The 8,784-nt window shown below is 49.6% G+C and carries 9 protein-coding genes; 3 read left to right on the forward strand and 6 right to left on the reverse strand.

Annotated features, from left to right (window positions below):
- From ribH to glyA, 6 genes are all read right to left on the reverse strand, one after another.
- Positions 1 to 463 (reverse strand): 6,7-dimethyl-8-ribityllumazine synthase (gene ribH, locus K0504_RS18135; RefSeq protein WP_220105575.1); only part of this gene is annotated, 463 nt, incomplete at its 3' end.
- Between the two features lie 85 nt (positions 464 to 548).
- A complete protein-coding gene (ribBA, locus tag K0504_RS18140) occupies positions 549 to 1,658 on the reverse strand; it encodes a bifunctional 3,4-dihydroxy-2-butanone-4-phosphate synthase/GTP cyclohydrolase II (RefSeq protein WP_220105576.1) in 1,110 nt (369 codons plus the stop codon).
- Positions 1,659 to 1,724: 66 nt separating this feature from the next.
- Entirely contained in the window at positions 1,725 to 2,381 is a 657-nt protein-coding gene (locus K0504_RS18145; RefSeq protein WP_220105577.1) for a riboflavin synthase, read from the reverse strand.
- A gap of 11 nt (positions 2,382 to 2,392) precedes the next feature.
- Complete coding sequence (gene ribD / locus K0504_RS18150) at positions 2,393 to 3,517, reverse strand: bifunctional diaminohydroxyphosphoribosylaminopyrimidine deaminase/5-amino-6-(5-phosphoribosylamino)uracil reductase RibD (protein ID WP_220105578.1); 1,125 nt, start codon at positions 3,515 to 3,517, stop codon at positions 2,393 to 2,395.
- 2 nt (positions 3,518 to 3,519) lie between these two features.
- Positions 3,520 to 3,969, reverse strand: coding sequence for a transcriptional regulator NrdR (nrdR, locus tag K0504_RS18155; RefSeq protein ID WP_220105579.1), 450 nt, complete (start codon positions 3,967 to 3,969; stop codon positions 3,520 to 3,522).
- A gap of 76 nt (positions 3,970 to 4,045) precedes the next feature.
- Positions 4,046 to 5,299: a serine hydroxymethyltransferase gene (gene glyA / locus K0504_RS18160; RefSeq protein WP_220105580.1), complete on the reverse strand. Its 1,254-nt coding sequence runs from the start codon at positions 5,297 to 5,299 to the stop codon at positions 4,046 to 4,048.
- Between the two features lie 255 nt (positions 5,300 to 5,554).
- Here glyA and ettA point away from each other — a divergent pair, with 255 nt between their 5' ends.
- The 3 genes from ettA to K0504_RS18175 all read left to right on the forward strand — a co-directional run.
- Entirely contained in the window at positions 5,555 to 7,222 is a 1,668-nt protein-coding gene (gene ettA, locus K0504_RS18165; protein WP_220105581.1) for an energy-dependent translational throttle protein EttA, read from the forward strand.
- A 144-nt stretch (positions 7,223 to 7,366) separates the two neighbouring features.
- Positions 7,367 to 7,735, forward strand: coding sequence for a PilZ domain-containing protein (locus K0504_RS18170; RefSeq protein WP_220105582.1), 369 nt, complete (start codon positions 7,367 to 7,369; stop codon positions 7,733 to 7,735).
- A gap of 582 nt (positions 7,736 to 8,317) precedes the next feature.
- On the forward strand, positions 8,318 to 8,784 hold a 467-nt coding region (locus K0504_RS18175; protein WP_220105583.1), incomplete at its 3' end, for a hypothetical protein.

Raw genomic sequence — 8,784 nt, forward strand, 5'->3', positions numbered from 1 at the left:
CAATTTCGGCCAAAACATTGACCATTTCTAATGCGCCCATAGCAGCTTCGCCGCCTTTGTTGCCGGCTTTCGTACCAGCACGCTCAATGGCTTGCTCGATGGTATCTGTGGTCAACACGCCGAATGCAACCGGAATGTCATATTGCAAAGAAACCTGCGCGAGGCCTTTGTTACTTTCTCCGGCAACAAAATCAAAGTGAGGCGTACCACCACGAATCACGGCACCCAGTGCAATAATGGCATCGGTGCCACCTTTTTTCGCCACACGTTGAGCCGCCACAGGCAACTCATAAGCGCCAGGAACGCGCACGATGGTGATGTTGTCGTCACTCACCTGACCAACACGTTTCAGTGTGTCCAAGGCACCTTCAACAAGGCTTTCAACCAAAAAGCTGTTGAAGCGGCTAACAACAATGGTGATATGTGCATTAGGTGCGGTTAAACCGCCTTCAATTACCTTCATGTATGTGCTCACTTACGTTAATTCTTAAAGAACTGGGGCATGTTCAAATTTGTGGCCGAATCATAGCACAGCCCGCCCCATCAGATTAATCAGAAATGTACTCAACCACTTCAAGGCCAAAACCTGACAGTGCGTGATAACGCTTGGGCGAACTTAGTAGGCGCATTTTCTCGACGCCTAATTCCGCTAAAATCTGGCTACCAACACCGACTCGACGAGACGTACCCTGCCATTTGGCCGCAGGTGGACGCTCGCCGCTATCTTCTAATTCAAAGTTTTTCAGTTTATGAAGGATTTCATCGTTGGACTCTTCGCGGCCTAAAACCACCAGCACGCCGCCTTCAGCTGCAATCCGCGCCAAAGCGCGAGGTAAGTCCCAACTACGCTCCGAGGCTCGATCAGTATGGAGGACGTCATTCAATAAGTTCTGTAAATGCACGCGGACCAGAGCAGGTTGCTCTGCGGTAATTTCGCCCATTTGCATCGCGTAGTGCAGCTGATTGTCGATGGTGTCACGGAAGGTATGCAGCTGAAACTCGCCGAACTCGGTTGGCAGTTTGCACTGCGCCACCTTTTCAATGGTCGTTTCGTTAAGGTTACGGTATTCAATCAAATCGGCGATGGTGCCAATTTTAACGCCATGCTTTTCGGAGAATTTAAGTAAGTCGTCGCGACGAGCCATGGAGCCATCGTCGTTCAAGATCTCAACGATCACCGAAGACGCACCAAACCCAGCTAAGCGGGCTAAATCACAACCGGCTTCCGTGTGGCCAGCTCGGGTTAACACGCCACCTTCTTGTGCCATCAACGGGAAAATATGGCCTGGCTGTACTAAATCAGCGGCTTGAGCATTCTTTGCCACAGCAGCTTGGACCGTGCGAGCCCGATCTGCGGCGGAGATGCCGGTGGTCACGCCCTCGGCGGCTTCAATGGAAACTGTGAAATTAGTAGAAAATTGCGCGTTATTTGCGTCAACCATCAGCGGCAAATTGAGTTGCTGGCAACGCTCACGCGTCAGCGTCAAACAAATCAGCCCACGCCCAAAGGTTGCCATAAAATTAATGGCCTCTGGCGTCACAGCTTCGGCGGCAATAATCAGATCGCCCTCATTTTCACGGTCTTCATCATCGACCAAAATCACCATCCGCTTCTGACGGATCTCTTCAATGATTTCAGCTGCCGGAGAGAATTTCATTTCTATACCTCTGTAAACAGAATGTCTGTAGCACTTTTTAAGAGCGTCGTATGACACTCCAACTGGCTACTTAATAAAACCCGAGCGAGCCAATAAGCCTAAGGTCACGCCATCTGTAGCAGCAGAGCCATCAGACGCATTCATCAAACGCTCTAAGTAGCGCGCAATCAAATCCACTTCCAAATTAACTAAATCGCCAGTTTGGCGCTGAATCAGAGTGGTTTCAGCTCGGGTGTGAGGAATAATGGTCAGACGAAACTTGGTGCCGTCGACTTCATTAATCGTAAGGCTAATACCGTCAATGGTGACAGAGCCTTTTTCAGCAATATATTTAGCCAGCTCGGCAGGCGCTTCAAACCAATATTGCCAAGCGTTGCCTTGCTGTTCGAACGACATTAATCGAGCGGTGCCATCCACGTGGCCGCTGACTAAGTGACCACCCAAACGAGTCGTTGGGGTCACGGCCTTTTCTAAGTTAACCGACCAACCAACTTGCAAGTCAGCCAGTGCCGTTCGTTTAAGTGACTCAATTGACACATCAGCGCGGAATGATGAGGCATCAAACTTGGTCACCGTCAGGCAAACGCCATTCACTGCGATGCTATCGCCAAGGTGCACATCCGCCATGTCGAGTTTGCCAACCGCAATGGTTAACACCATGTCTTCGCCTGATTTGGTCAGACTACGAACCTGCCCTACGGCTTCAATAATTCCAGTAAACACAACAACCTTAATTAGTCAGAAAAGCGGGCAATTAAACGTAAATCGGGGCCAATGGTATCAATTGATTGCCATTTCATTTGAATGACATTGCCCATATCGGAAATCAACGGCAGGCCAAGCATGCCGCGACTGTGGTGCCCCATCAATTTAGGCGCCACATAAACCACTAAACGATCAACCAATCCTTCGGCTACAAATGCGCCAGCTAATGCCGCGCCAGCTTCCACCCAGACATCATTGTATTCGCAAGCTGCAAGCGCCGCCAACAGGGCCGGCAAATCAAATCCTGTGACCTCGTAATCCAGATGCAACGTTCGGACACCATCAACCGGCGCTTGTTTGCCCGGCGGCAAGACCAACACCAAGCTAGCCGGATCATTAAATACCGGTTCGTCACCGGTCAACCGACACCGACCATCAAGGATCACCCGATCGGGTTGGCGCAGCTCACCACCATTGGCAAGGCCGCCAAAGTCGTCTGCCGACATATCAAATTGTTCCGGCCGAACGGTCATTTGTGCACAATCGGCAATGACAGATTCAGCCGATGACAACACCGCACAGCTCTCGGCGCGAAAGCGATGGACGTCGGCTCGAGCTTGTTCAGAGGTAATCCACTGGCTCTGGCCATTGGCCAATGCGGTGCGACCATCAAGTGATGCCGCCATCTTAATCGTAATGCGCGGCGTACCTGCCGTCATACGCTTAATAAAGCCAAGGTTTAGTGATTCACATTCAGCGCTAGCCACATCAGCAATGACCTCTATACCTGCGGCTTCTAGCATGGCAATACCGCGGCCCGAGACTTTCGGGTTTGGGTCGCGCATGCCGATGATCACTTTGGCAACGCCAGCGTCAATCAAGGCTTGCGCGCACGGCCCCGTACGGCCGGTGTGACAACAGGGCTCTAAAGTGACATAGACTGTCGCCCCTTTAGCGCGCTCACCTGCGTCGGCCAACGCATGCACCTCGGCATGGGGCTGGCCTGCTTTTAAATGTGCGCCAATACCGACCTGTTGGCCGTCTTTAACGATAACGCAGCCGACTCGCGGGTTCGGTGTGGTGGTATACCAGCCGTCGCGAGCCGCAACGATAGCCTTTGTGATCCAACCTTGGTCAGTAACAGGCGTTGACATGATTAACGTTCCAGTTTGGCAATTGCCTGGGCGAAGTCGTCCAAGTCTTCGAAAGAAAAGTACACCGAAGCAAAGCGGATATAAGCCACTTTATCAACATTTTTTAGCGCTTCCATGACATGTTGACCGAGCATTTCACTAGGTACTTCCCGTTCACCGGTAGCACGTAAGCTCGACATGATGTTGCTAATCATTTGTTCGGTTTGCTCAGTACTCACAGGGCGTTTTTCCAGTGCGCGTTGAATACCTGAACGTAGCTTGTCTTCATTGAAGGGTTCACGAGTACCATCGCGCTTCACCAAACGTGGCATCACCAGTTCGGCACCTTCAAAAGTGGTAAAACGCTCGTGGCACGCGGTGCATTCACGGCGACGACGCACCTGATAGCCATTGGACACCAAGCGGGAGTCAATCACCTTGGTATCGGTCTGATTGCAGAATGGACAATGCATCAAATTAATCCTTCACAAAGCAAAAGGGCCAGCGTGCGCCAGCCCTTTGATTCCGTTTTAACTGTAACGCTCAGAATTAAGCGTAAACAGGGAACTTACGGCAAAGCTCTACGACTTTATCACGAGTCGCAGTAATTACCGCATCATCTTCAAGGTTATCAATGACGTCACACATCCAGCCCGCTAACAAGCGAGCTTCATCGGCGCGGAAGCCGCGACGAGTAATGGCTGGCGTACCCACGCGCAGACCACTGGTTACGAACGGCGAACGTGGATCGTTTGGAACCGAGTTCTTGTTCACAGTGATGTTGGCTTTGCCAAGTGCTGCGTCGGCATCTTTACCGGTGATGTCTTTTTCAATCAGGTCAACCAAGAACAAGTGGTTGTCGGTGCCGCCAGAAACAATGTTGAAGCCGCGTTCGATGAACACTGCAGCCATTGCTTTAGCATTTTCCAACACCTGCGCTTGGTAGGTTTTGAATTCAGGCTGCAACGCTTCTTTAAACGCAACGGCTTTGGCCGCAATCACGTGACACAAAGGACCACCTTGGCCACCTGGGAATACCGCGCTGTTTAGCTTCTTGTAAACATCTTCGTCAGCACATGCAGACAAGATCAAACCGCCACGTGGGCCAGCGAGCGTCTTGTGTGTGGTGGTGGTAACAACGTGCGCGTGCGGCAGCGGGTTTGGATACAAACCAGCAGCAATCAAGCCGGCAACGTGTGCCATATCAACAAACAGATAGGCGCCAACTTTGTCAGCGATTTCGCGGAACTTGGCCCAATCAAGAATACCTGAGTAAGCAGAGAAACCGGCGATGATCATCTTCGGCTTGTGCTCAACGGCTAAGCGTTCAACTTCGTCATAATCGATGATGCCGTTTTCGTCGATGCCGTATTGAACTGCATCGTACAATTTGCCAGAGAAGCTGACGTGAGAGCCGTGAGTCAAATGGCCACCGTGTGCCAAGCTCATACCCAAGACTTTGTCGCCACCTTGCAGCAATGCTTGGAATACCGCTGAGTTGGCTTGTGAGCCAGAGTGTGGCTGAACGTTAGCGTATTCAGCACCGAACAGTTGCTTGGCGCGGTCAATGGCCAATTGCTCAGACACGTCAACGTACTCGCAACCGCCGTAATAACGCTTACCTGGGTAACCTTCGGCATATTTGTTTGTCAGTTGAGAGCCCTGAGCTTCCAGCACGCGTGGGCTACAGTAGTTCTCAGAAGCAATCAATTCGATGTGCTCTTCCTGACGTTTAACTTCCTGCTGCATGGACTCCCACAACTCGGGATCGAAATCAGCAATGTTCATACTGCGTTCTAACATGGTCACTCCCACCGACAAAAAAGCACCGTTAATTCGCGGCGCAAAATGCAAAAATTTAGGGCGCGTATTCTACCTGCAAACACTGTATATGCCTACCTTTTGTTCACTCGTTCGGATCACTTTCTCGTTTAGCCATACCTTATGGCGCATTTTGGATTGATTTCACCCCCCAATTGCGCGGTTTAAAGATCGATTTTGGCTCGATTTAAGCTACAATCTGCGCCAATTTCCATCCAAAGAATGAAACGAACAAGCATGTCCCAATACGTCTATACCATGAATCGGGTGAGCAAAATTGTGCCGCCAAAACGTGAAATTCTAAAAAACATTTCACTGAGCTTCTTCCCCGGCGCCAAAATTGGTGTTCTTGGCCTTAACGGTGCGGGTAAATCCACCCTGCTACGCATCATGGCCGGCATTGATACCGACATTGACGGCGAAGCCCGCCCAATGCCTGACATCAACGTAGGCTATTTACCGCAAGAACCAAAACTCGATGAAGAGCAAACTGTACGCGAAGCGGTAGAGGAAGCAGTTTCTGACGTAAAAGACGCCATGGCCAAGCTAGATCAAGTTTACGCCGCTTATGCCGAAGCAGATGCCGACTTTGACGCGCTCGCCAAAGAGCAAGGCAAACTTGAGGCCATTATCAATTCTCACGATGGCCACAACCTAGAGAATCAATTAGAGCGTGCTGCCGATGCACTTCGTTTACCCGACTGGGATGCTCAAATTAAGCACCTCTCAGGTGGTGAGCGTCGCCGCGTGGCAATTTGCCGCTTGTTGCTAGAAAAACCAGACATGCTGCTGCTCGACGAACCCACTAACCACTTAGATGCTGAATCGGTCGCGTGGCTAGAACGTTTCTTAGTAGACTACAACGGCACCGTGGTTGCCATTACCCACGACCGCTACTTCCTCGACAATGCAGCGGGTTGGATTTTGGAGCTTGACCGTGGCCATGGTATTCCGTGGGAAGGCAATTACTCCAGCTGGCTTGAGCAAAAAGACGCCCGCTTGAAAGAAGAAGCGGCGCAAGAAAAAACGCGCCAGAAAACCATTGAGAAAGAATTGGAATGGGTGCGCCAGAATCCAAAAGGTCGTCAAGCTAAGAGCAAGGCGCGTATGGCTCGATTTGAAGAGCTGCAAAGCTCCGATCACCAAAAGCGTAACGAAACCAATGAACTGTTCATTCCACCGGGCCCACGTTTGGGTGACAAAGTAGTGGAAGTAGAAGGCCTCACTAAGAGCTTTGGTGAGCGAGTTCTGATTGATAACTTGTCGTTCTCAGTACCGAAAGGCGCCATTGTTGGCATTATCGGGCCAAACGGTGCCGGTAAATCAACCTTGTTCAAAATGATCAGCGGCACTGAGCAACCAGATTCAGGCACAGTGACATTGGGTGACACTGTCAGCTTGGCGTCCGTCGATCAATTCCGCGACAGCATGGATGACAGCAATACTGTGTATCAAGAAATATCTGAAGGTGATGAAATCCTCACCATTGGTAATTTTGAGATTAACGCCCGCGCTTATGTATCACGCTTTAACTTCCGCGGCAGTGATCAGCAAAAACGCATTGGCGAACTCTCTGGTGGTGAACGCAACCGTGTTCACCTCGCTAAACTATTGAAAGCCGGCGGTAACTTGCTGCTTCTCGATGAGCCAACCAATGATCTCGACGTTGAGACTCTACGGGCACTTGAAGAAGCGCTGTTGGAGTTCCCGGGCTGTGCCATGGTGATCTCGCACGACCGTTGGTTCCTTGACCGCGTTGCCACACATATTCTGGATTATCGCGACGAAGGTCAGGTCAACTTCTATGAAGGTAACTACACTGACTATGAAGCATGGCTGAGCAATACCCTTGGTAAAAGTGCCATTGAGCCCCATCGCTTGAAATACAAACGCATTCACAAGTAATCGCGTTTTGTGCAATGAAAGGCAGCCTCAGGTTGCCTTTTTATTTTTCAATATCAGTCACGGAACTTGATCATCGCCATAGGTTGCGCCTTACTAGGGGCATATACTTTGCGTGCGCTACCACTTGTTTAATGAAGGAATGCCATGACTACCCCAGACGAACGCCGAAAATTCTTTCGCATTGTGCTTGATTGGCCCGTTGACGTTGTTCTCGGCGAGATCAAAACCCCAGCGGTACTGATCGATTTGTCATTCAAAGGCATGTTAATTCACAGCGATTCTCTAAACGTTTCGCAAGACGATCGAGTGGGCATCGAAGTGCGTAATCCTGAGTCTGAGCATCCGATGATTTTTAGCGGCCATGTGATTCGCGCCGCCAATGGCAATTACGCCATAAGTTTTGATGCCGTTGATATCGACACCATGAGTGAATTGCGCCGCACCATTGAGCTAAACATGGGCAACGATGAGTTGCTGCAACGTAATTTAGAACAACTGCTACACGTGAATTAACGCTCGTCAATTCGGCTTTCCGCGCCCAAAGCAGTCAGCCGACCTTACCTCAAAGATTCCACCAAATAGGCCCTTCAATTACTGTTGGTAAAGCTGCCAACAGCCTAATTTCAGTGGCACAGTAGAAATTCCTCGTTTACACCAAGAATAAAAGCGGGTGACCGCAAAAAGAGAGCGGCTAAAAACCAGCGTCTTGGATTCAGCGTTACTCGCATTTCACGCTTCAAGATCGTGTCTCAAAGTGACACGCCGATGCGATATCTAAAATAGTGTGCGCTCGGTTCAAAAGGCCACCTGACAAGGTAGCCTTTTTGTTATTAGTGATTTATACAAGACAGCCGCAACATATGACAATTTCAGAGTAAACATTAGGCATGCCGAAGCACGTAACAACTCAGGCATGAGCAATGTAAATTGAACATTTGAAGCAGCAACATGCTCCATTTTATGGTGGCATAAAATGTTCTTCGGTTCTTTCAGCAAGGTCGAGCCGAGCCACCGGCAACTTGCCTCTCATCGCTCCATAACAGCAATATTGCGTTCATGGAAATAAACATAAACCAAGCAGATCTGGGATATTAGATGAAACACTTTTTTGGATTTAAGGCCGTATTAATATCATCAACTGTAGTGATATTTTTATTAGCCCTCGCCATTACGAGCTACATCTCCATTTATCAACTTGAAGAGGTTGTTAAAGCAGATGTCATCCAAAAAATCAGCAATTCGGCAAGTTACGAAACCGAAAGCATCGAGAATTATGTCATCAAGAATTCTCAACCCATTGCAGATCTCGCAGAGCTGTATAGCAAATACGGCTATAATGATCGCCACGAAAAACACGTTGAATTTGCTGCGATGACCGGTGGATTGAGCAAAGTCACTCTCGGTTTTATAGATGGCCGATCTTACTCATCAAAACCTTCCAACGAGTCCTTTCCAGGCGGTATTGGCAGAATAGAAAAGTATGACCCACGTACTCGTCCTTGGTTTCAATATGGCCTGACACAGTCACAGCTCGCCATGAGCGATGTCTTTTTTACTAAAAA

This window comes from Neiella holothuriorum (assembly GCF_019457915.1).
In the GTDB taxonomy this organism is placed as follows: domain Bacteria; phylum Pseudomonadota; class Gammaproteobacteria; order Enterobacterales; family Neiellaceae; genus Neiella; species Neiella holothuriorum.

Coding starts and splice junctions, on each gene's coding strand:
- ribD (WP_220105578.1), bottom strand. CDS start 3,517: ATGTCAACGCCTGTTACTGACCAAGGTTGGATCACAAAGGCTATCGTT.
- nrdR (WP_220105579.1), bottom strand. CDS start 3,969: ATGCATTGTCCATTCTGCAATCAGACCGATACCAAGGTGATTGACTCC.
- K0504_RS18170 (WP_220105582.1), top strand. CDS start 7,367: ATGACTACCCCAGACGAACGCCGAAAATTCTTTCGCATTGTGCTTGAT.
- ettA (WP_220105581.1), top strand. CDS start 5,555: ATGTCCCAATACGTCTATACCATGAATCGGGTGAGCAAAATTGTGCCG.
- glyA (WP_220105580.1), bottom strand. CDS start 5,299: ATGTTAGAACGCAGTATGAACATTGCTGATTTCGATCCCGAGTTGTGG.
- ribBA (WP_220105576.1), bottom strand. CDS start 1,658: ATGAAATTCTCTCCGGCAGCTGAAATCATTGAAGAGATCCGTCAGAAG.